Here is a 23,652-nt window from a genome sequence, read left to right on the forward strand (position 1 = left end):
GACACGTCACTCAGCCGCCAATGCGACTTTTTCAGTAAAAGCGGGCTCGTGCGCCTTCCTCTGGAAGACATCGACGTCGATTCGATACAACAGGACCGCTGCAAACAATAACATCAATGCCTCGATGCTGAATACGATCAGATACCCGTTCAATGAATTTCCGCTGATTTGTGTGGCAAGGTCTGCGACCACGCCCGCCATGAGCAAGCCGACCAGGCGTGAAAGTCCGTTCGAGAAACCCCATGCGCCGATGTACAAGCCGACCTTTTCGGGGACGGTCAGGTCGAACATCAGGGAAAGATTTGCTATGGTGGAAATGCCTGTGCCGAATCCAAGCAGGGTGATGCCGATGTAGAAGGCGCTCGCGCTGGCGGTCATTCCGCTGATGACGATTATGATGAAACCGGTCAAAGCCGCGAGATTGCCGGATTGCGCCGTGTATTTCTTTTTCACACGCCCGTCGAGAAAGCCTGCAACGAGAAAGGCAATGAGCGTAAAACCGTTGGTGATGGAGACGATGCGCGAGGTTTGTTCGAGGGTCATGCCGAAAGCCTGGGCGGCAAAGGGCTCGAGCAGGACGTCCTGCCCGAGGATGGCAGCAAGCAGCAATAATAAATAAACAAAGAAGATCTTTGCGACCCGGTTTTCAGTGATGGCGGTGGCCATTTGTTTGACGGTGTAATTGTCGGCGCGGGCCGGTTGGGAGGAAAAGCCAAAGGGCGGCTCAAGTTTGAAGAGGCCGATCAAGCCCAGGGTCAGGGCGGAGGCGGCGACGGCGAGGAATGCCTGTTCGAGGGCGATCAAGTCGAAGGTTGGAACCATCCTGCTGAGGCTGAGGCCCGTCGCGATCAAGCCGATGACCATGACCGTGAACATGGTCGCTATCGTTTTGCCGCGTTCTTTTTCACCGGAAAGTTCCGAAGCGAGCGAAAGGTAACAGACCGCGGAAAGATTGTAGCCCATACCCCAAGCCCCAAAAGCAAGGATTCCCGCAACGATGCCGAGCGTGAAGTTCTCGGTGATAAGGATTGCGATCTGCGGGGAAACAGCAACGCCGATCACGCAAAGCACGAGCCCGGCGAGGATGTACGGTGTGCGGCGATACCCGGCGATGGGATGCCGGTCTGAGAAAGAACCGATGGCGACCTGGATCGGCGCGAGCAAATATGGAAAGATGGCGAGAACGGTAAACAGCGTTTTTGAGATGCCGAGGTCGAAGATCATGACGCGGTTGAGCGTGCTGTTGATCGGCACGAGGGTCATGGCGACCGCGGTGTGGATGAGGGCGAGTTGAAGACGTTTGATGAGCATGGTTGGTCTTTCAGTCAGGATCGTCGAATGGTCTTGCAGTTGGTTAAACAAAGCAAGGGCGGTTGTTACTCGCCCTCACCTCAGTGACTATTGTAGGCGTAACTTTCTTTAATACTATATAGATTTGCGTAGAATTTTACTAGAGTTTTGTGAGGGGATTCGGGAGTATGGGACGCACTACTGAGTAAAGACAGTTAGAGAATGCTCCGCGCTGACGAATGCCTGCACACGTGAGCCGACGGGCAGAATGTTCGTGTGCGGATTGATGGCGTGGATGACCTGCCCGGTATCGAGGCGCAGACGATAGAGATTGAACGCGCCGCGAAAGAAACGGTCGATGATGAGGGCGTTGCCGGAACCATCCACGTGAAAGTCGATATCATCGGCGCGGATGGCGATCTCAACGGCGGTGGAGAGAGGCATGTCAACGATCTGCCTGACAAGCCCAATGGCGGTTTGAATACCGTCGTGGGTCACTTTCCCTTTGAGGAAATCGCTGTCGCCCATGAACTCCGCGACGAAGCGTGTGTTCGATTCATGGAAAATTTCTTCCGGCGTGCCGATCTGTTCCAATTCCCCTTTTTTCAGCACGGCGAGTCTGTCACCCATGTAAAGCGCTTCTTCCTGGTCGTGCGTTACGAAGACGACTGTCGCCTGCATCGATTTGAGAATGCCGCGCACATGTTCGCGCACACCGGCGCGCAAGTCGGCGTCGAGACTGCTGAAGGGTTCGTCCATGAGAACCAGCACTGGCCGCGGTGCAAGCGCGCGCGCCAACGCCACACGCTGCCGTTCACCGCCGGAGAGTTCATGCGGATATCGTTTGGAGTGGGAAAGCAGACCTACCATGTGCAGCATCTCGCCCACCCGCGTTCGGACTTCCGCTGTTGGCTTGCTGCGCAAGCCAAACGCCACGTTATCGAAAACGGTTAGATGCGGGAAGAGCGCGTGATCCTGGAAGATCATTCCAACGCCGCGTAGTTCGGGAGGAACGAAAACCGCTTCAGACGCGACCAGAATCCGATTCAGCCTGATCGAGCCTGCATCCGGCCGCTCAAGCCCGGCGATGAGCCGAAGCGTGGTTGTCTTCCCACAGCCGCTCGGTCCGACAAGCGCGAGGATCTCGTTGTCGCTTAACTCAAAGGAAATATCGTTCACAGCCGCATTCGGTGAGCCATTGAATCGTTTGGCGAGATTCCGCACTTCGAGCGTGGTCATTTGAAAATCTGCTCCCTGCGAAGAAGGAAGGATAACGGCAATGCAGAAACAAGCACGAGCAATAAAGCGGCGGGCGCAGCTTGGAAGTAAAAGCCTTCGCCCGCCCACACCCACACGCGGACGGCGAGCGTATCGAAGCCTGCCGGGCGCAGCAGAAGTGTAGCCGGTAATTCTTTGAGCGAGGTTAAGAAGACCAACGATCCGCCCGCCAGCAAGCCCGGCAGAATCAACGGAAGAGTCACTTGAAAAAGAGTCTGGAATGACGTGCGCCCCATCACGCGTGAGGCTTCTTCGAGCGAGGGCGAAAGCTGATTCAAGGCTGACTCACTGGCGCGCACCGCTTGCGGCATGTGACGCAGCACATAGGCTATGACGACGACAAATGGCGTGGCATACAGGAACGGAAGAAACCGATTGACCAGCAATACCAAACTCAATGCAATGACCACGCCGGGAATGGCATAGCCGACCTGACTGAGCCTCGAGATGAATTTTGAGAATCGATTTGGGTAACGAACGGACAACAATCCCACAGGCAAAGAAAGCACAACCGCAATGAAGGCCGCCATTGAGGAACTCCACAAACTGTTCCAAATGTAATTGCCAAATCCTTGTGAGCCGGTACTGAACAACGTCCGCATGGTTTCAGGGTCAAGGAAGGCTTGAATGCTCCAGACGAGCAAGACCCCAACAGGTAGAAGCAAACTGGCAGAGACCACACCCAGCACCAGCAAAAATGCCGGAACACGCCACTTACCCAACGTCATCAGCGGAGCCGGGCGCCAGTTGCTTTCCATTTGAGTAAAGCGCGCACGACCTTGCAGGCGCAGCTCACTCCATAAAATGCCAATCGCTAAAACGACGAGAATGCCGCTCAGAACCGAAGCCGCCGAACGGTCATAGCGACCGGAGAGTTGTACGAAAATTGCAGATGAAAACGTTTCATAGCGTAGTAAGGCTACCGTGCCGTATTCTGCCAGAATATCCAACGCCACCAACAATGCACCAGCGGTCAAGCCGGGGCGCAGCGCAGGCAAAGTCACTTGAAATAAAGTCTGCAAGGGCGTGCGACCAAAAACACGAGAGGCTTCTTCGAGTGAGGCATGCAGTGTGCGGAAGGCGGCTCCGCTTAAGAGGTAAACATACGGGAACATGAACAAGGTTAGGATGAACGCCGCGCCGCCGAATCCCAACGGACTGGGCGTGAACACGGGCTGACTGAACATATCTTCCAATAATTTCGGTATCACCCCGCCGCGTGGACGTAACAACGCTAAATGCACAATACCGCCGATATAAGCTGGAATCGCCAGCGGCATGGCTAACATCCAGCGGAAGATTTTTGCCCCGGGCAGGTCGGTTCGCTCGGTGAGGAACGCCATCGTCACGCCGGTCAGCATTGCGCCTGCCGTCACTGCCAGCACAAGCCCCAGGGTGTTGGCGAATAACTTCCAAATGCGTTCCTGAAACAACCGGGTCCACGCTTCGGGTTCGGCAGAGATGGCGCGGACGAAAATATAAATGAGCGGTACTGCCACAAATAAAGCCACCAAGCCCGCAGCGAATGCAAGCCGCGGGCTGATCTTCGAACGTATTTTTTGGTAGGTAATGTTTGTGCGGGTGAGTTCCATTGTGCGTTAGCGCACCATTGTAGCAGGGAAACTTGAGAAGATAAACAAGTTTAAACCACAGATAAACACAGATGAAAAGGATTTATCAAGAAATCAGCGTTTATCCGTGTTTATCTGTGGTGAATAAATTCTTTAAGGCAAGCCTACGCGTTCGATCAGATCGAACATCGCATCGAAATTCGCGGCGGCTTTCACCACATCCACTTCGGCGAGACGGAAACCATCGAGCGGCTGCACGCCTTCTTTGATCGCCACACCTGCGAGCAAGGGATATTCATAATTCTGCTCGGCAAACAACTTCTGTCCTTCTTCCGAAACGAGGAAATCTAAAAAGGCTTGCGCAGCAGCGGGGTTCGAAGCGCCGTTTACAACCGCGGCGGCGGTGGCATTGGTGAACAAACCGACCTGTCCTTCGCCCTGGTCGGGGTAAACCACGCCCACATTGCTGCCTTCTGCCAATTGCAAATAATAGTAATAGTGATTGACCAAACCGATCTTGAACTCACCGGCGCCAACTGCTTTGCGCACATCAGTATGACCGCCGAAGAAGGTCACTTCGTTTGCGATCAAACCATTGAGCCATTCTTCGGTCGCTTCGTCACCGAGCAATTGCTGCATGGCAGCGACCTGTGCCTGCATACCGCCGTTGGTCGAGCCTGCAGCGGCGACCTGACCCTGCCATTTGGAGTCGGTCAAATCGAAGATCGAGGCGGGGGCTTCATCCTCAGCCACCAAGTCTTTGTTATACATGATCACACGCACGCGGCGGGTCAAGCCCGTCCACGCATTGCCTTCGCCAACAAATTCAGCAGGGATGTTCTCCACACCTGCGGGCGCATACGATTGAAAGACACCCTCGGCAGTCAGCGACTGCACAGTGAGCAACTCGGTGGTGATGAATACATCGGCTTGCGGGTTGGCTTTCTCTTCGATGAGCGCATTCGCCAATTCGCTATTGCTGCCCGCCTTGAGCAAAATATTCACGTTCGGATACTTCGCCTTGAACGCATCGATGACCGGCTGGATGAGCGGTTCGGAACGACCCGAATAAATGACCAGATCGCCGGATACTTCCGCTTCACCGCTGACCTCGGTGCTGGGTGCTGCTTCGGTGGCTTGCTCTTCGCTGACAGTATCCGTCGCTGCGCCGCCACATGCGTTGACCAATAAAGTCATCAGAAATAACAGGGGTAAAAGTTTCTTGCTGGTTTGCATCGTACTGCGATCTCCTTAATATGAAGTGGGCGGATAAATAAGATAATTTTTATCTGCCTTGAAACGGGCGTAGTATAATGACCGCGATCTGAATAATCTAGATATTTGTATTAAATTTTATCTATATCGGGTTGTGAAAGATTTTCAACCTGATTGAAGATTCTGGAGCGCGATTTACCGTATGACCGCCAGCCTTGCCATGCAGCGTTATGCTGCCGAAATTTATAGATTGCAACAAGATCATGAACAGGTTCCGCTTTCGCTTTTAACCTCTCATGTTGAGTCATCTGCGCAGGCGATCGCCAGCATGGTCAAACGTTTGCAAAGACTTGGCTATCTTGTTCATGAGCCGTATCGTGGTGTGCGCCTGACCGAATCAGGTGAGAAGATCGCCATGCCATCCCTGCGCCGACATCGGCTTACTGAAGTCTTTCTCGTCAAAGTGATGAAATACGATTGGGCAGCTGCGCACGAACTTTCTGACACCTTCGAGAAGGGTATCAATGATGAACTCGAAGATCGCATGGATGAACTCGCTGGGTATCCCACACGCTGCCCGCACGGCGAGCCGATTCCATCCAAAGACGGCGTTATGCCAGTGGTCAACGATGTACCGCTCATTGAAGTGCCATCGGGTTCCGATTGTGTCATCAGCCGTGTGCGCACACATGATCTGGAGAAATTGACTTATATTGGCGAATTGGGACTCGTTCCCGATAAACCCTTCCACCTGTTGAGTTGCGCCCCATTCAAAGGTCCATTAAGGCTGCAAATGAAGCCGCAAGGCCACCTGATCGGCTACGAACTCGCGGCATCCCTCTGGGTGGAAGTGACCAGACTGGGCGAGGGGAATACCCCTATCGTAAAACCAGCAAAATAATCTCTGCCATTACTGGAAACTTGCTCAATTCCGTGTTAGACTGAAAGTGCTTTCACACGGCTTTCACTTCATCATGCCAAAGACCAAGAAAAAACCCACAATCTACGATGTTGCCGCACTTTCGGGCGTGAGCATCTCCACCATTTCCCGTGTACTGAACGCGCCCGATAAAGTAAATCCCGAAACCCGCACACGGGTAATCGATGCGATCGATCTCCTCGGTTTTGTCCCAAAGGCGGAAGCGCGCGCGCGGGCGTTGAAGTATTCGAACCGGGTTGGCGTCATCACTCCGTTCTTTACGGCACCCTCGTTTGTGCAGCGCTTGCGCGGCGCGGCAGGGACTTTGTCTCGCGAGAATTATGAGTTGGTGATCTACCCTGTAGATTCGGTGGAACATCTCCAAGGATATATCTCCTCCATCCCGATCATGGGCAACCTGGATGGGTTGATCATCATGTCGCTGGCCATCGAGGATAAAGATGTACGACGGCTGATCGAAAACGGAATGCAAACGGTGCTGATCGAATTCTCCCATGACGAATTAAACAGCATTGTCATCAATGACGAGCAGGGTGGGAGGATGGTGGCGGAGTATCTGATCAAGAAAGGACACAAGTCATTCGGCTTTCTTGGAGATATCGAACCGCCTGAGCGGTATGCCATTCATCCAGTTAAGTCCCGACTGGAAGGTTTCAAAAAAACATTGGAAGAAGCCGGGATCCCACTGCCAAAAAAGAACATCAAGCAGGCGCTTTATTCGCATGAGAACTCGCGGCAGGCGGCGTACGAACTCCTAAGCATGAGCGGCCGTCCGACCGCATTATTTGCTGCGTCGGATATACAGGCGTTGAGTGTAATGAAGGTCGCGCGCCAGTTGAATCTCCGCATCCCCGATGACCTGGCAATCATCGGTTTCGATGATATCGATATGGCGGATTATGTGGACCTGACGACCATTCGCCAGCATCTCGATGAATCGGGGCGACTCTCTGCAGAAATGGCATTGATGCGTACAGGCGGGCATAATCGGGCATTGCAGCATATTAATCTTCCCTTGAATCTCATTGAGCGTGCAACCGCGTAGCTATTTATTGGGGGAGTTCGATTTGTGCGTTTCTTCTCAAAAAAATTAGACTTCATAAATTGCTTATTGACTTAATAAATGGATGTGCTATACTTATTGGTGAAAGTGCTTTCATAAAAACTCTTTCAATTGATAGCACCATCGGATCATTCCCTTGCTGAAGGAGGTGCCCCGGATATTGATCACCATTCCCCCAAACCTGACAACCAAATTACCATCCATTTCCAATCTTTTTCAAGGAGAGAAGAATGAAAAAAGTTTTATGGCAAGTCCTCGCTTTGACGCTGGCTGCCTCCCTGCTTCTTGCGGCATGCGGAACCCCCGCTCCAACTGAAGTTCCCGCGACCGAAGTTGACTTTCCGTACCCGGCGGGGGGCGCTTTGGAAGAAGCCCTCAAGGGAAGCTATTCGGGCACGACCGTCACCGTTGATGGAGCCTTCGAAGGCAACGATCCCGATGGTGTGAAATTCGCCGAGAGTGTAAAGGCGTTTGAAGAAGCGACCGGCATCACGGTCAACTACATTGGCAACAAGGAATTCGAAGCCACCATTTCTGTCCGTGTCGATGCTGGCGATGCTCCCGACATTGTAGACTTCCCGCAGCCCGGTAAAGCCGCACAATTTGTTGCTGGTGGCGATATAGTTCCCGTCAGCGAATATCTCTCGGATGAGTGGCTTACCCAGCAGTACAACCAGAGCTGGCGCGACATGGTCACCTTCGACGGCGCTGAAATGGGTATTTTCCACCGCTTCAACGGCAAGAGCCTGGTCTGGTATCCCAAGAAGGCGTGGGATGCGGCTGGTTATGAGATCCCCGAAACCTGGGAAGAGTTGATGGCGTTGAACCAACAGATCGCCGACGACGGCGATACCCCATGGTGTATCGGCGTTGAATCCGGCGCCGCCACCGGTTGGGCTGCCACCGACTGGACCGAAGAGATGATGTTGCGCACCACGTCCCTGGAAAATTACGATGCATGGGTCGCTGGTGAACTGTCCTTCGATTCCCCCGAGGTGAAGAAAGCCATCGAAACCTGGAGCGAACTCTGGTTCAATGATGCTTATGTTTACGGCGGCAGATCCTCCATTGTCACAACCTTCTTTGGCGATTCTCCCGCGCCGATGTTCGAAGATCCTCCGCAATGCTGGATGCACAAGCAGGGCAACTTCATCACCGGTTTCTTCCCTGAAGGCACTGTGGCAGGCGAGGATTATGGCTTCTTCTACTTCCCGCCCGTGGACCCCGCTTATGGGAAACCGTTCCTCGTGGCAGGCGACTCTATGTACATGTTCAACGACCGCCCCGAAGTTCGCGCGCTGATGGAATACTTCACCGTGCCTGAGTCGGCAAGCGGCTGGCTCCAGGGCGGCGGCGCATTGGCTGCTCACCAGACCGTCACACCCGATATGTACGGTGTCGAACTGGAAAAGGGCATCGCCGAACTTGTAGCGCAGGCGACCAGTTTCCGCTTCGATGGCTCTGACCTCATGCCCGGCGAAGTTGGTGCCGGTTCCTTCTGGGAGCACATTTCCAGCTACGTGGCGGGTTCCGAAGATCTTGATACCGCCATGAAGGCGATCGATGCAACCTGGCCGAAATAATAAAGTGAAGTAGTAAAATGCTGGGGTGGGAGGTCCAACAACCTTCCACCCCCATTTTTATCCTTCTTCTTATTTAGCTAAAGGAGATGACCATGGAATCACCGAACAACAAAGTAGCAGGGGATCAATCGTTTGTTGCGGGGATACTTGCCCTAATCGGACGTGTTTTATTGGCAGTAAGCATCCCGTTGATTTCATTTTATGTTCTCTATCTCGGATTCCTTTTCCTGCGGGACAGTAATGCCCCGCGCGAGATCATCGTCCTGATTGCCATCATATGGGGTGTTGGCGGCGTAGGCATTTTGTATTGGGTCTTCAACTGGCTTGTAGAAAAGCTTCCCGACCAATGGAAGGGAAGACTGCTTCCTTTTGTGTTCGTGGGACCCGCCATCGCCATCCTTTCCTGGTACCTGGCAATTCCGACCCTGCGCACATTTTATCTCAGCCTGTTCGGACGCGACGGCCCGCCGGAGGGGTTGAGTTTCATCCAGCAGATCTCCAGTGCTGCTTTCGTTGGCTTCGGCAATTATGCTTCCGTCTTCACCCAGGATTTGATGGTCGAAGCCTTCCGTAACAACCTGATGTGGATCATCTTCGGAAGCACATTCTCGGTCATCTTCGGACTTCTGATTGCGGTGCTTGCCGACCGCAGCAGTTTCGAGAAACTGGCAAAGTCGCTCATTTTTTTGCCGATGGCGATCTCATTCGTGGGCGCAGGAATTATCTGGAATTTCATCTACGAATACAGACCCGAAGGTCAGACACAAATCGGTTTATTGAATTCCATTGTCACCAGCCTTGGCGGAACTCCCGAGGCGTGGCCGCAATGGGTGGCCATATCGCCCTGGAACAACCTATTCCTAATCGTGATCGTGGTCTGGCTGCAGGCAGGTTTTTCAATGGTGCTTTTCTCCGCGGCGCTCAAGGGCATACCGGAGGAGCTGCTGGAAGCTGGACGCATCGACGGCGCAAATGAATTTCAGATCTTCTTTCGCATCATGATGCCTTACATTCAGGGCACCCTCATCTCGGTCTGGACCACGATTATCATCTTTACCCTCAAAATATTCGACGTTGTCTGGGTAATGACGGGAGGGCAATTCGGCACGCACGTCATTGCCACGCAGTTCTACCGCCAGTCATTCACAAACCGCAATTCGGGATTTGGCTCGGCGATCGCCATTGTGCTTCTCATCGCCGTGATCCCGGTCATGATCTACAACTTGAAACGCTTCAGGGAACAGGAGGCATTCTAAGATGAGCAGCGGAAAAAATCAAAAGCGGCTTGGCAAATGGCTGGTCAATCTCACGCTTCTCCTCCTTGTTCTGATCTGGACCATCCCAACACTTGGCATTTTCATTTCGTCCTTTCGCAACAGGGATAAGATCGCCACAACAGGCTGGTGGAACGTTTTTCCACATCGTGAATGGCGGCCGGTCAGCGAATTGGACCCGAAGGCGCTAGGTCTCAATCCTGATGAAGTCATGGAGATCGAAGGCGTCTCCGGCACATTCGATCAATTCCGTAAAGGCATTGAAACCCCGGATGGCAAACGAGTAGCCTGGATTGGCAATAAGCGGCTTGGAAAGGTCGAAGTGCAGGAAAATGCATGGACGATAGATTGGGATTTTTCCCTCGATAATTACGAACAGGTCCTTGGCGGGCAGGATTTCGAATTCAGACGGCCGGATGGCTCGGTGGAAGTGGTCCCCGGTGACAACATGGTCAATGCCTTCCTTAATAGCCTGGCAGTGGCGATTCCATCCACGGTCATCCCGATCTTGATCGCCGCATTTGCGGCCTATGCCTTTGCATGGATGAAATTCCCTGGTCGCCGCAGCATGTTCATCATGGTCGTTGCTCTTCTGGTTGTGCCTCTCCAGATCGCCCTGGTGCCGATCCTGCGCGACTATAGGGCATTGAACCTCAATGGAACCTTTCTTGCGATCTGGCTTGCGCATACCGGGTTCGGTCTGGCGCTGGCAACGTATCTGCTTTACAACTACATCAGCTCATTGCCGCGCGATATTTTGGAATCGGCGTTCATTGACGGCGCCTCCCATTTCACGGTGTTCACAACGCTCGTATTACCCCTCTCCGTACCCGCGCTTGCCTCCTTTGCCATCTTCCAGTTCCTATGGGTCTGGAACGATTACCTCGTGGCGTTGATCTTTCTGGGTGGCAACCCCGAATTCGAACTTGTGACCCAGCGTATGGCCGCCATCGTCGGGGCACGCGGCCAGGATTGGCACCTGCTGACGGCTGGCGCGTTCGTGTCCATGATCCTGCCGCTCACTGTCTTCTTCACCTTGCAGCGGTTCTTCGTGCGCGGATTGTTGGCGGGCTCAGTCAAAGGTTAATCTGGAGACAAGTGGACTGGGCAGACCAGTCCACTTTTTTTATCATGAGAATATTGAATTTTCCAAAAGATTTTCTTTGGGGCGCGGCCGCCTCGGCATACCAGATCGAAGGCGCATACAATGCGGACGGTAAAGGCGAGAGTATTTGGGACCGTTTTACCCGTTGGGAGGCGCACATTCTTAACGGCGATAATGGCGACGTGGCTTGTGATCATTACCGCCGTTACAAGGAGGATGTGGCGATCATCAAGTCGCTGGGCATTCCTTGTTATGGATTCACCATCGCCTGGGCACGCATCCTGCCGCAGGGACGCGGGACGGTCAACAAAAAGGGACTGGACTTTTACTCCCGCCTCGTGGATGAACTTCTGAATGCAGGCATACTACCCAAGGGCACGCTCTTTCATTGGGATCTTCCCCAGGCGCTTCAAGACCTGGGTGGATGGACCTCGCGCGATACGGCCGACTATTTCGCCGACTATGCCCGCATCGTCTTCGACCATCTGGCAGACCGGGTAAAACTTTGGGCAACCCACAACGAGCCATGGGTCGCCGCCTTTTTGGGTCATGCTCAAGGATTGCACGCGCCCGGGATTTGCGATTACTCGCAAGCATATCAAGCCGCGCATCATTTATTGCTTTCGCACGGCAAAGCCGTGCAAGTCTACCGGCAGGGCGGGCATGATGGAAAGATCGGATTCATCCTTAATTTGAACGGGTTGATTCCCGCCTCCGACAGCAAAGAGGATGTGGCGGCGACGCAGCGCGTCCATGACGAGACCCATGCATTGTTTCTCGATCCCGTTTTCAAAGGAACGTATCCGCAGGCGTTGTTCGACTACATTGGCGTCCACCAGCCGAAGGTTCACGCGAACGATCTGGATATCATTCATCAGCCGATCGATTTTTTCGGTCTCAATCACTATAATACCGACCTTGTTTCGTTCGACCTTTTCGGCGGATTGAACAAAGCCCGCCTTACGCCGTATTCAGCCGCCGGTTGGGGACGAACGGAAATGAATTGGGGCATCCACCCGATGGGGTTGAAGAACGAAGTCATGTATCTCAAGGAGAATTACGGCAACCCCGTCCTTTATCTTACGGAAAACGGCTGTGCCATGCCGGATGCTCCGAACCCGGAAGGTTTTGTAGAAGACTGGGACCGCATCCGGTTCCTGCAGGCACACCTGCAAGCCCTGCATGAAGCAATTCAGGAAGGGGCGAATGTGCATGGATATTTCGTCTGGAGCATTTTCGACAACTTCGAATGGGAGCGCGGCTACAGCAAACGCTTCGGTCTGGTGCGTGTGGATTTCGAAACCCTGAAACGTACTCCCAAGCAAAGCGCGTATTGGTTCGGGGAAGTCATCAGACAAAATTCCATTACGGTCTAATCAATTTCACTTATGCTGCCGTCCTCGGCGGCGAGGATGCCGTCTGGAGCAATGACACTAAATTTATGACCAACAACCTTTGGTACAAGAACGCAGTTTTTTATGAAATTTCCGTCCGTGCATTCAAAGACAGTAACGGCGACGGGCGCGGCGACCTGCGCGGGCTGACGCAGAAGCTCGATTATCTGCAAACCCTCGGTGTGGATTGTATCTGGATCATGCCCATCTACCCTTCGCCTTTGCGCGATGACGGCTATGATATCGCGGACTATTACAGCGTGGACCCGGCCTACGGATCGCTGGACGATCTCAAAGTCCTGATCGAGGCGGCGCATCAACGCAATATCCGCCTCATCATGGACCTTGTCCTGAATCACACCTCCGACGCCCATCCCTGGTTCCAAGCCGCGCGCTCCGACAGGAACTCGCCCTATCGCGATTATTACGTGTGGAGCGACACGAACGAAAAATATAAAGATGCGCGCATCATCTTTGTGGATACCGAAACATCGAACTGGACGTGGGACGCACAAGCCGGTCAATATTTCTGGCATCGTTTTTATTCCACCCAGCCGGACTTGAACTTTGACAATCCCAAAGTGCGGGACGAAATGCTCAACGTGGCGCGCTTCTGGCTGGATATGGGAATCGACGGCTTCCGCGCCGATGCGGTTCCGTATCTCTTCGAGCGCGAAGGGACCAATTGTGAGAACCTGCCCGAAACTCACGTGTACTTGAAAACATTACGCGCCTTCATGAACGAGCATTATCCCGGGCGGATTCTGCTTTGCGAAGCGAATCAATGGCCTGAAGATGTGCGTCCCTACTTCGGCAACGGCGATGAATTCCACATGGGCTTTCACTTCCCGATCATGCCGCGTATTTACATGGCGATCAAAAAGGGACTTTACGAAGATATGGCGCAGATCATGCGCCGCACGCCTTCCATTCCCGAAAATTGTCAGTGGTGCACCTTCCTGCGCAACCACGATGAATTGACTTTAGAAATGGTCACCGAAGAAGAACGTCAGTGGATGTGGAAGGAATATGCGCCCGAGCCGCGCATGAAACTCAACCTTGGCATTCGCCGCCGACTCGCGCCATTGCTCGATAACGACCGCCGCAAGATCGAACTGGCGAACTCATTATTATTCACCCTGCCCGGCGCGCCCATCATCTATTACGGCGATGAGATCGGCATGGGCGACAACCTCGATCTGCCGGACCGCAACGGGGTCCGCACGCCGATGCAATGGAATGATTCACTTAATGCGGGTTTCACGCTTGCCGAACCGTTTACCGAGCCGGTGCGCGGATCGATGGGATACGAACTTATCAACGTTGCCAGCCAGTTGAAGGATCCGAACTCGCTGTTCCATACCCTGCAAAAGATGATCTCCCTGCGAAAAAAACACGCCGCATTTGGCGGCAGTGAAATGCAATGGGTGGAGACGGGCAATCCGGCGGTTGCTGTGTATGTGCGCGAACATGGCGGGGATGTGATGCTTATTTTCAATAACCTGAGCGGCTCGAATCAATGCGTGGACATCCCATTGGATTTTCGAATGCCCTGTATCGACCTGTTCACGGGCCGTTCACAATCCCTGACCGAAACCCTTGAGATCGCGCCTTATGCCTACCATTGGATGCAGATGCAGCGATGAAGAACGATCATGGTCCTCTCTACGGCGCCATCGAAGGCGGCGGCACGAAGTTTATCTGCGCGGTCGGCGCGGCGCCGAAAAATATCCGGGCTGAGGCTAGGTTTGAAACGACCACGCCTGAAGAAACCATGGCGCAGGTGGTCGACTTCTTCAAACAACAGGAGGAGATTATGGGCAAGCTCTCCGCCATTGGGTTTGCCTGCTTCGGACCGCTCGACCCGGATCCGGCTTCACACACATTCGGTTTTATTCTGCCAACGCCCAAACCCGGCTGGTCGAACGCAAATGTCGTCGGCATGCTGCGCGACTCGTTCGATGTTCCCGTCGCACTCGATACCGATGTGAACGGCGCCGCCCTGGGCGAGTGGCGCTGGGGTGCTGCGCAGGGACTGAAAACCTTTATTTATCTCACCGTGGGCACGGGCATCGGCGGAGGCGCATATGTGGAGGGGAACCTCCTGCATGGATTGATCCACCCGGAGATGGGCCATGTAATCGTCCGGCACGATACGGAAAGGGATCCTTTCAAGGGAGCCTGCCCGTTCCATGCCGATTGTTTCGAGGGGCTTGCGTCGGGCGTTGCCATCGAAAAGCGCTGGGGCAAACGCGGCTCTTTGCTCCCGGCAGATCACCCGGTATGGGACCTCGAAGCCGATTACATTGCGCAGGCGCTCAGCAATTATGTGATGACCCTCTCGCCTCAGCGCATCATTATCGGCGGAGGAGTCGGCTCGCTGGAGCATCTCCTGCCAAAGGTCCAGGAAAAGACGCGCAGCTACATCAACGGGTATGTTCAATCTCCCGTTATCCTTGAAAATATCGAAACCTATATCGTCCATCCCGGCTTGGGGAACCGTTCGGGTATACTTGGCGCGTTTGCCCTGGCTGAAGAAGCGTTACAATAAATTCAATGAATCAATCCAAACTCCTCGAACGTAACTCTCATAAACTATTGAGATCAATTCTTCCGCGAGTGGAAGCCGACCTTAAACGCCTGATCGCAAGGGACCTGCAAGGTTGGCAGCAATTCACAAGCCGACTCAATAAGACCTTCCCTTCCCTGCTGGCGTTGTATGCTGAGTTGTATGGCGACCGTTACGACCTTGCCTATCAACTCGAAGACCTTGTGGCAAGCATGGCGCGTTCATGGTTCAACCGCCCGCTCGACCTGCGCGAACTCGACGATGCGCGCGAGCGCGACCCGCTCTGGTTTCAATCCAATCAAATGCTCGGAGCAGTCTGTTATGCGGATCTTTTTGCGGACGACCTCGATGGGATCCGCAGGAAAATCCCGTACTTCAAGGAACTCGGTCTCACCTATCTTCACCTCATGCCGCTCTTCAAATCCCCCGAAGGCGAGAACGACGGCGGATATGCCGTCAGCAGTTACCGCGAAGTGAATCCCGCACTTGGCACGATGAAGGAACTGTCTTCACTTGCGCGTGAATTGCGCCGGGCGGGCATCAGCCTTGTTTTGGACCTGGTCTTCAATCACACCTCGGATGAACATCTCTGGGCGGAACGTGCCAAACAGGGCGATGAAGACCACATGGATTTCTACCGCATCTTCCCGGACCGTGACCTGCCCGGCCGCTACCAGCAGAATCTCAGGGAAATCTTTCCCGAAGGCGATGCAGGCGCCTTTTCACCGTTCATCATCAGGAAAAAAGAACATTGGGTGTGGACTACCTTCCACTCCTACCAATGGGATTTGAACTATGCCAACCCGGCCGTCTTCAACCGCATGGCGGAGGAAATGCTCTTCCTCGCGAATCAAGGCGTGGAAGCGCTGCGGCTCGACGCGGTCGCTTTTATTTGGAAACAACTCGGCACCAACTGCGAGAACCTGCCGCAGGCGCATATGCTCATCAAAGCCTTTAGTGCCGTGGCGCGCATCGCCGCCCCTGCGCTCATTTTCAAATCCGAAGCCATCGTGCATCCCGACGAGGTGGTGAAATACGTTTCGCCCGATGAGTGCCAGGTATCCTATAACCCGCTCATAATGGCATTGCTTTGGAACTCGCTTGCCACGCGGAAGACGCGCTTGCTTTCACAAGCCCTTGCGACCCGCTTTAAACTCCCGCAGGGGACGGCATGGATCAATTACGTCCGTGTGCATGACGACATCGGTTGGACATTTTCGGATGAAGACGCTGCCCAATTGGGAATCAATGGCTACGACCACCGCCGTTTCCTCAACGAGTTCTACCGCGGACGTTTCCCCGGCAGTTTCGCGCGCGGGCTTCCCTTTCAGGAAAATCCCTCCACCGGCGATTGCCGCATCAGCGGGACCTGCGCCTCCCTTGCCGGGCTCGAAAAGGCTTTGCATGAAGAAGGCGAAAAAGAAGTGGAACTTGCCATCCGCCGTATCCTGTTGATCCACGGGATCATTCTCACCGTGGGCGGGATCCCGCTCATTTACCTTGGCGATGAGATCGGCACCCTGAACGATTACTCCTACCGCGACGACCCCGCCCGCGAACGCGACAGCCGCTGGGTGCATCGTCCGCGCGCGGATTGGGAGAAATACAAGCGGAGAAAGAATCCCCACTCCATCGAAGGACACATCTATCACGGTTTTCGCACGTTGATCGAACTACGAAAGGTTCACAAGGTCTTTGCAGACGGCGAAATGGAAGTCATCCCGACCGAAAATGAACACGTCCTTGCCTATATGCGCACCTATGCAGGCAAACGCGCCGTGGTCTTTGCCAATTTCTCCGAAGTGCCTCAACCCATTATGCGCCGCGTCATCGAACAGTACTCGATCACCTCGCTAAAGAAACTTCACGGACGGAATCATGTTTCCCCCAAGAATACTCTTGTCCTCGAGCCGTTGGATTTTGTGGTGTTTGGTTGATGAAGTTCAAAACATAATTAACCCAGAGTTTAATTTGGGACGCAGATGAACGTGGAAAAGGATTATAAAAAACCCGTTTTCAGCGATAATCCGCGCCCCATTTGCTCTTAAAAACGAACTCACCCACGAAACCATAATTTCCGGGTGAGACATGTTTCTTTTATCCAGCGATCCTTTTCAATACCTCCCCCAACTTCGCCACTTCATCCAACGTGTTGTAATGCACCGCTCCCACGCGGACCATGCCGCCCTTGTCTTCCAAGCCAAGGCGTTCGGTGACGTTGATGGCGTAGTAGTTCCCATCCCAAACGTAGATGTTCTCCGCAGCGAGTTTCTCCGCCACAATTTTTGGGTGCATATCCCCGATGCGGAAGGAGAAGGTGGCGATGCGTTCGTCGAGTCGGCGGGGGTCGGTGAGACCAAAGATGCGCAGGTTCGGAACCGCTTCGAGCACGGAAAGAAGCGCGCGGCTCAACTCGAATTCGTACGCGTGGACGGCGGTCATTGCCTGTTTGAGTGAAAGTTTTCGTCCGCTGTATCCATCCTCGCGCAGGCCGTCCACATAACGCCCGCCGAATTCCTTTCCCAGCCATTCAAAGTATTCGATGGCGCCGAGAACCCCCGCGATGCCTTCGTGGTTTTGCGTGCCGGTCTCGAATTTGCCGGGCAGATGATTCGTGGCAGGGCGGACTTTATAAGCGAAAAGCTTTTCAAGCAGGTCGTGTTTGCCGTACAAGATTCCCGCATGCGGACCGAAATATTTGTACGATGAAGAGACCAGAAAATCACAGCCGATCTTTTGCACATCGATGGGACCATGCACGGCGTATTGCACCGCATCCACATAGACGAGTGCGCCAACGTCGTGCGCCATCTTCGTGATCTTTGTTATCGGGTTGACCGTTCCCAGCGAATTGGAGGCATATCCGACAGCCACCAGTTTCGGCTTGCGTTCGAGCGCTTTTTGTAGATCATCCAGTTTGAGTGTGCCGTCTTCCACATCGAAATCCACCCAGTTGACTTTCACGCCTTTATCCTGCGCCGCCAGCGCCCAGGGCGTGACATTGGCGTCGTGGTCGAGCCTCGTCAAGACGATTTCATCGCCTTCCTTCCAGTCGCGCGAAATGGAGCGGCTTAAGTGCAGGGTGAGGGTGGTCATGTTGTTGCCGAAGACAATCTCTTCGGGAGAGGCGGCGTTATAAAAATCCGCCATGGCTTGATGCGCTTCGTCGAGAATTGCATCAGAAGCAATGCTGGTGGCGAATGCGCCTTCATGATTGGCATTGTTCTCAAGCAGATAATTTGTGATGCGGTCGAGGGATTGTTTTGCGATCTGAGTCCCGCCGGGATTGTCGAAGAAGATCGCCGGGCGGTTCAGCGACAGAAATTGCTGACGAATGACATCCAGATTCAATGACATGAGAGAAAACTCCTCCAACGCTTTTCAGATATTTGGGTTGTATACTTAAATTGTACCTCACGGAAAGGAGCATCCATGTTCGAACGAATCCTGCTCGCTGTGGACGGTTCCGAGCACGCCCTCCGCGCAGCGCGCAAAGCCGCCGAACTGGCGCGCCTGATGAAACCCGAAGAGTTTCGCATTGTTGTAGCCTATGATCCCATACCGGTTTATCTCGGCGAACCGAATATGCAGATCGCGATCACCAACCGCAAAGGTGAAGCCGAGGAAATTTTGAACATGGCCGTCAAGGAAATCGGCGAGGTGCCTTGCGGCATCCACACCGAGATCATCGAAGGCGACGCAGCCGGTGCGATCATCGAAGTGGCGAACGTCTGCAAAAGTGATGTGATCGTGATGGGTTCGCGCGGCCTGGGAAGGCTGGCAGGTTTGCTGCTGGGAAGCACGAGTCAGAAGGTCGTCTCGCATGCGCCCTGCCCGGTTTTGATAGTCAGATAGTCGAAGAGTCGGTCAGTCGTTTAGTCCGGCAAGTTGTTCGGCTTTTTGAAATTCCCCGGGGGTGTTGACATTCCAAAAACACAAACCGGATGGGTCAAGAATTTTCAATTCTTCTTCGGTCACCGTCCGCACCCTGACCTGTGGAAACCAGACGATCACTTTCCACAGGTCTTTTTCAATTGCGTATTCGATGGCTGGCAGGCAGGTCTCTTTTCGATATAAGGCATGGAGCGGCTCGTACCCTGCGCTTTTTTCGTTTTCCGCCTCGACGCGGGCGATGACCACGTCCACCTCTTCCGCGATGATGAGCCTGTGCGCGCTTTCGAAGAAATTTTTACTCGCGAAGGGCATGTCGCATGCGACCACTGCGACGAACGGATGACTGGCGGATGCGATGGCGGTGTGGAGTCCGCCCAGGGCGCCGCGGCCCGGTTTGAGGTCCGGCATGAGGCGCACGCGCTGCGCTGAGCTTGTCGAAGCGTTAAGGAATTCATAGTCTGCGGGGCGATTCGTCGTTACAATCAATTCGTCCGCGATGGACGCAAGCCGTTCGATCACCCGCTGAATGAGCGGCCTTCCCAAAAACGGCTTGAGCGCCTTGTCCTCGCCCATGCGGGAGGACTGCCCACCGGCTTGAATTACAACCGATAACATGGGTATATTATAGATGAAATGAGTCCTCTGGCTACCCTACTTGACCAATTGACCGTCGAAGGCGAGTTGTATGAGAAACTTGCCGATGATTCCGTGCGCTGTTTCGCGTGCGGGCATCGCTGTCTCATCCGCGAGGGGAAGCGGGGAATCTGCCAGGTGCGCTTCAACAAGGGCGGGAGGTTGATGGTTCCGCACGGTTACGTCGCTGCACTGCAGAACGACCCCATCGAGAAAAAACCGTTCGCGCATGTATTACCCGGCGCAAATGCATTGACCTTCGGAATGCTTGGTTGCGACTACCATTGTGGTTACTGCCAGAACTGGCTCACCTCGCAAGCCATGCGCGACCCGGCATCGGATATTTCGGCTCAATTCATACGCGAAGTGACTCCCCAGGCGATTGTGGACCATGCCCTCAAGGTGAAGGCCTCGGTGGTGGTTTCCTCGTATAACGAACCGCTGATCACCAGCGAATGGGCGGTGGATATCTTCAAGGTGGCGAAGGCTAACGGTTTGATGTGCGCCTATGTCTCCAACGGAAACAACACCGCTGAAGTAATGGATTACCTCGCGCCGTATCTTTCCGCGTATAAAGTCGATCTCAAGTGCATGGACGACAAGAACTACCGCAAACTCGGCGGGACCCTGCAAAGCACGCTGGACGGGATCAAACGGGCAAGGCAACATGGACTCTGGGTGGAGGTGGTCACGCTGGTCATCCCCGGCTTCAATGACTCGGACGAAGAGTTGTGGGATGCAGCGCGATTCCTTGCTGAAGTCTCGACCGATATTCCCTGGCATGTCACGGCATTCCATAAGGATTACAAAATGACCGATCCGGATAACACCGATGCGAAGACTCTCATCCGCGCTGCGGAGATCGGGCGCGAGGCGGGACTCAAATTCGTGTACGCGGGAAATTTGCCCGGCACGGTCGGGGAGTACGAGGATACCGTCTGCCCGAATTGCAGTCATCGGCTGGTCAAGAGGCGCGGATATTTCATCCTGGAAAATCGATTGACGGGGGAGGGGAAATGCCCGAAGTGTGGCGAAGCCATCCCCGGTGTGTGGTCGAAACGATAGGTCTCGGCAGCCTATAAAGCGCCCAAATCTTTTATAATCTTTTCCATGATTCTCATCACCGGCGCAACCGGGTTTATCGGGCGCACCCTTGTGCGGCAGTTATCTTCGACGGGCTATCCGGTGCGCGCGCTCATCCGTCCATCGGCACGGACTCCGCGTTTACCGAAAGGTGTCCCTGTGGAGGTGGCGGTGGTTTCGCTCGCCGATACGCGTGGTCTGCGCGCTGCCATGCGCGATGTGGTGTCCATTTTCCATCTTGCCAGCGCGGAGAATCAAGGGTCGCGCGGCAATCTTCTCGCCACAGATATTCAAGGGACGCAAAATCTCGTCGATGCCGCGGCAGATGCGGGCGTGAATCGAATCATTTATCTCAGCCATCTTGGGGCGGCGCGTGCGTCGGGATATCCCGCCTTCAAGGCAAAGGGGATCGCCGAGGAAAGCATCCGCGCGGGGAAAACACCCTATACCATCATCCGTACTTCATTGGTGTACGGACCCGAGGATCACTTCACCAACAACATCGCGCGGCTCATCCGTTCTTCGGTCGGATTCTTTCCCATTCCCACCGGCGGGCGTGTCGTCGTACAGCCGGTCTGGGTCGAAGACCTTGTCACCTGCATGATCTGGGCTCTCCAAAACGAATCCACGCTGCACCAGGTCTATGAAGTCGGCGGCAACGAATTCTTCACCATTCAACAGGTCATCGAGACCATCATGGACGTGACGCGCAGAAGGCGGTATCTTGTGCCGTTATCGCCAATCACTCTGCGCGCCATAACCGTATTTCTCGAAAATGCCCTACCGCGTTTCCCCATCTCATCCTTCTTTCTCGATTATTTCGCCGTCAATCGCACCACCGCCGTCGATTCGATGCCGCGTTACTTCGGCTTGATGCCGGCGCGCTTCTCCTACCGGCTCGAATATCTCAAACATAAACGCTGGTATGAGCGCTTGTGGAGCGCGATCACGGAACGCCTTTCCCCTCAGAAAACGAATTAAGATGTCGCTGCCGAACATTCGCCTGCTTGAAACGCCGGAAGACCTCCGCCTCGTGGAGGAACTTCAACGCGCGGTGTGGCCCGGCTCGGAAACGGACATCGTGCCCATGCACATGCTCATCACCGCCGTCCATAACGGCGGGCTGGTGTTTGGCGCATTTGAAGAAGAGAAGATCATCGGTTTTGTTTTCGGCTTCCCCGGTTTGGAGGAAACGCCTGACGGACCCCGCGCCAAACATTGCTCGCATATGATGGGCATTCATCCCGAATATCGCGACGGGGGAATCGGCTTCGCGCTGAAACGCGCGCAATGGCAGATGGTGCGGCATCAGGGACTCGACCACATCACCTGGACGTACGATCCATTGCTCAGCCGCAATGCGCGTCTCAACATCTCCAAGCTCGGCGCGGTCTGCAGCACCTACCGCCGCTCCGAATACGGCGAGATGCGCGACGGTCTTAATGCCGGGCTTCCCTCCGATCGTTTTCAAGTGGATTGGTGGATCAATTCGCGCCGCGTAGAAAAGCGCCTCAGTAAGAATCCGCGCCCCACGCTCACAATGACCCATGTATCCAAAAGCGGACTCCGCCCCTTTTACCCGCCTCAATTTTCGGACGCAGGATTGGTCCGCCCACCCGAGCATCTCCCTCCGTTCGAGGAGCGCATCCTGCTGGCGGAGATTCCTCACGATTTCATCGGACTCAAAGCAAAGGATTTTGCCCTCGCCCGCGACTGGCGTTTCTTCAGCCGCGAACTTTTCGAGACCACTTTTGCCAGGGGATACATAGTCACCGATTTTGTGTACGACAGCACCGGGGAACATCCGCGCGGAATGTATGTATTGACGCATGGGGAAAGCACGCTGGACGAGTTCGAGTAACGTCATTAAACGCATGAGCCGCCCTTGCGGGCGGCCCAGCGGTTGGATGGGGGAGAGGAAACGAAACCTTGCTTTGCAAGGATTACCTCCGAACGGAAGGATTGTTATCGCGGTTGCTCATTGCTGCCATGCCGACGGGATGATACGTCGGTTCGGGGCGGTTGACGCCGTAGGACGGCATGGGCGCAGGACGCGGCTTGGACGTGGGGCGGGGATAATTGACTGGGGGAGGATTCACTTCCTGCCGCGGGAAGGGTTGAACGGTCCGAGGTTGAGGCGCGGGGTAGGAAGATGCCGGGGCATTGCGATAGGCCGAGTTCCGGTCATAAATATCCGCAAGCGTAAAGAGACGCTCGCCAGCCAGTGAGAAAGTACCGATCAACAGTACACGGATCAGCCAGACCATGCACGCGACTAAGATGGGGACGAGTTTCGTCATCGCTTCCTGGCCGACCAGGGAGCCGCCCAATGCATTGTGGTTTTGAATGGCGACCGACACGCCCCACCAGGTGAGCATGGCGTTGAACGCGGCGGCAAGGAGCCATGCTCCAAAGAGATACCAGACCTCGGCTGGTTCATCGCGTCCCTGCTCCGGAGTGAATATGCGGGCGATGCCGGCAAAGTCGATGGCGCAAAATGCAAATGCCAGCACCGAATACCAGTACATGCCCCCGAATTTCAGATCGCCCAATACATCGCGCAAGGCGAATGAGGTGGTGCCGAAGTTGAAGATCTCGAACGCGAACAGGGCGCAGAGAATCAAACCGCCAAAGATCGCGCCGCGCTTAAGCGACATGTTCTTCAAGAATGGCGTCAGTTGGATTTGGAAGGAACGGTTCATGGGATCACTCCATTTTGGAACCAGATACGGAAAGGGTGTCTGCCTATAAATATAGAAC

General features: G+C 54.3%; 20 protein-coding genes. 13 read left to right on the forward strand and 7 right to left on the reverse strand.

Annotated elements, in window-relative coordinates; all coding sequences use genetic code 11:
* Positions 1-6: 6 nt before the first annotated feature.
* From HS100_07065 to HS100_07080, 4 genes are all read right to left on the reverse strand, one after another.
* Positions 7-1,311: a BCD family MFS transporter gene (locus HS100_07065; GenBank protein MBE7433659.1), complete on the reverse strand. Its 1,305-nt coding sequence runs from the start codon at positions 1,309-1,311 to the stop codon at positions 7-9.
* 177 nt (positions 1,312-1,488) lie between these two features.
* Positions 1,489-2,529 carry an ABC transporter ATP-binding protein gene (locus tag HS100_07070; protein ID MBE7433660.1) on the reverse strand — a complete coding sequence of 347 codons (1,041 nt, stop codon included), beginning with the start codon at positions 2,527-2,529 and terminating at the stop codon, positions 1,489-1,491.
* Positions 2,526-4,160, reverse strand: coding sequence for an iron ABC transporter permease (locus HS100_07075; GenBank protein ID MBE7433661.1), 1,635 nt, complete (start codon positions 4,158-4,160; stop codon positions 2,526-2,528). The genes HS100_07070 and HS100_07075 overlap by 4 nt, the downstream gene beginning before the upstream one ends.
* A 132-nt stretch (positions 4,161-4,292) precedes the next feature.
* Entirely contained in the window at positions 4,293-5,375 is a 1,083-nt protein-coding gene (locus HS100_07080) for an extracellular solute-binding protein (protein MBE7433662.1), read from the reverse strand.
* Between the two features lie 181 nt (positions 5,376-5,556).
* Here HS100_07080 and HS100_07085 point away from each other — a divergent pair, with 181 nt between their 5' ends.
* From HS100_07085 to HS100_07125, 9 genes are all read left to right on the forward strand, one after another.
* Entirely contained in the window at positions 5,557-6,255 is a 699-nt protein-coding gene (locus HS100_07085; GenBank protein MBE7433663.1) for a metal-dependent transcriptional regulator, read from the forward strand.
* A gap of 73 nt (positions 6,256-6,328) precedes the next feature.
* Entirely contained in the window at positions 6,329-7,339 is a 1,011-nt protein-coding gene (locus tag HS100_07090) for a LacI family DNA-binding transcriptional regulator (GenBank protein MBE7433664.1), read from the forward strand.
* 248 nt (positions 7,340-7,587) lie between these two features.
* Positions 7,588-8,940: a carbohydrate ABC transporter substrate-binding protein gene (locus tag HS100_07095; protein ID MBE7433665.1), complete on the forward strand. Its 1,353-nt coding sequence runs from the start codon at positions 7,588-7,590 to the stop codon at positions 8,938-8,940.
* 92 nt (positions 8,941-9,032) lie between these two features.
* Positions 9,033-10,196, forward strand: coding sequence for a sugar ABC transporter permease (locus HS100_07100; GenBank protein MBE7433666.1), 1,164 nt, complete (start codon positions 9,033-9,035; stop codon positions 10,194-10,196).
* Position 10,197: 1 nt separating this feature from the next.
* The gene (locus HS100_07105; GenBank protein ID MBE7433667.1) at positions 10,198-11,301 is read left to right on the forward strand and encodes a carbohydrate ABC transporter permease; all 1,104 of its coding nucleotides are present in this window, start codon (positions 10,198-10,200) and stop codon (positions 11,299-11,301) included.
* Between the two features lie 44 nt (positions 11,302-11,345).
* Positions 11,346-12,695, forward strand: a complete 1,350-nt coding sequence (locus HS100_07110) for a beta-glucosidase (protein ID MBE7433668.1) — start codon at positions 11,346-11,348, stop codon at positions 12,693-12,695.
* Positions 12,696-12,760: 65 nt separating this feature from the next.
* Positions 12,761-14,359 (forward strand): maltose alpha-D-glucosyltransferase, encoded by a 1,599-nt coding sequence (treS, locus tag HS100_07115; protein ID MBE7433669.1) that lies wholly within the window; start codon positions 12,761-12,763, stop codon positions 14,357-14,359.
* On the forward strand, positions 14,356-15,264 hold the full coding sequence (locus HS100_07120) for an ROK family protein (GenBank protein MBE7433670.1): 909 nt from the start codon (positions 14,356-14,358) through the stop codon (positions 15,262-15,264). The genes treS and HS100_07120 overlap by 4 nt, the downstream gene beginning before the upstream one ends.
* Positions 15,265-15,269: 5 nt before the next feature.
* Entirely contained in the window at positions 15,270-17,219 is a 1,950-nt protein-coding gene (locus HS100_07125; protein MBE7433671.1) for an alpha-glucosidase C-terminal domain-containing protein, read from the forward strand.
* 160 nt (positions 17,220-17,379) lie between these two features.
* On the opposite strand, the gene HS100_07130 is transcribed toward HS100_07125, so the two are convergent.
* Positions 17,380-18,639, reverse strand: coding sequence for a cysteine desulfurase-like protein (locus HS100_07130; GenBank protein ID MBE7433672.1), 1,260 nt, complete (start codon positions 18,637-18,639; stop codon positions 17,380-17,382).
* A 75-nt stretch (positions 18,640-18,714) separates the two neighbouring features.
* On the opposite strand from HS100_07130, the gene HS100_07135 reads away from it, so the two are divergent.
* Positions 18,715-19,137, forward strand: coding sequence for a universal stress protein (locus tag HS100_07135; protein MBE7433673.1), 423 nt, complete (start codon positions 18,715-18,717; stop codon positions 19,135-19,137).
* 12 nt (positions 19,138-19,149) lie between these two features.
* Here the strand turns inward: HS100_07135 and HS100_07140 are convergent, their stop codons facing one another.
* On the reverse strand, positions 19,150-19,791 hold the full coding sequence (locus tag HS100_07140; protein ID MBE7433674.1) for a molybdenum cofactor guanylyltransferase: 642 nt from the start codon (positions 19,789-19,791) through the stop codon (positions 19,150-19,152).
* 18 nt (positions 19,792-19,809) lie between these two features.
* Here HS100_07140 and amrS point away from each other — a divergent pair, with 18 nt between their 5' ends.
* From amrS to HS100_07155, 3 genes are read left to right on the forward strand one after another with little or no spacing between them, the layout of a single operon-like run.
* Positions 19,810-20,874 (forward strand): AmmeMemoRadiSam system radical SAM enzyme, encoded by a 1,065-nt coding sequence (gene amrS, locus HS100_07145; protein MBE7433675.1) that lies wholly within the window; start codon positions 19,810-19,812, stop codon positions 20,872-20,874.
* Positions 20,875-20,919: 45 nt separating this feature from the next.
* Complete coding sequence (locus tag HS100_07150; protein MBE7433676.1) at positions 20,920-21,873, forward strand: NAD(P)H-binding protein; 954 nt, start codon at positions 20,920-20,922, stop codon at positions 21,871-21,873.
* 1 nt (position 21,874) lies between these two features.
* Positions 21,875-22,753: a GNAT family N-acetyltransferase gene (locus tag HS100_07155; GenBank protein MBE7433677.1), complete on the forward strand. Its 879-nt coding sequence runs from the start codon at positions 21,875-21,877 to the stop codon at positions 22,751-22,753.
* A gap of 82 nt (positions 22,754-22,835) precedes the next feature.
* On the opposite strand, the gene HS100_07160 is transcribed toward HS100_07155, so the two are convergent.
* A complete protein-coding gene (locus tag HS100_07160) occupies positions 22,836-23,594 on the reverse strand; it encodes a hypothetical protein (GenBank protein MBE7433678.1) in 759 nt (252 codons plus the stop codon).
* Between the last annotated feature and the right edge of the window lie 58 nt (positions 23,595-23,652).

This window comes from Anaerolineales bacterium, from assembly GCA_015075725.1.
GTDB lineage: Bacteria > Chloroflexota > Anaerolineae > Anaerolineales > Villigracilaceae > Villigracilis.